Here is a 258-nt window from a genome sequence, read left to right as displayed (position 1 = left end):
AGGCACTAAAAAGAGTTACTACTCCCGTAATCATCAAAACAGTAGTTTCTTCCAACTTTACTGCACGCTGCATAAAAAACAACGTCACAAAAAGACTGGTCTGCATTACTGAACTTTGTGCAGCATTACCTCCAAAAATAGCTTTTAGCATTGTTTTCACATTCCCTTTTGTAGTAAAAGCCTCTTTTACAGGCGATTTGCTGGTTTTTCCAGCTTTTTTCAATTCTTCAAACACCGGACTTTCGTGAAGCTTTTTCC

At 38.0% G+C, this 258-nt stretch carries 1 pseudogene; it reads right to left on the bottom strand.

What is annotated here, in order from left to right:
* Positions 1–258: pseudogene (locus SB689_RS23550) on the bottom strand (MFS transporter); the annotation flags it as partial.

Source organism: Chryseobacterium sp. SIMBA_038, from assembly GCF_046535115.1.
In the GTDB taxonomy this organism is placed as follows: domain Bacteria; phylum Bacteroidota; class Bacteroidia; order Flavobacteriales; family Weeksellaceae; genus Chryseobacterium.
This window is presented reverse-complemented; position numbering and strand designations above follow the sequence as displayed.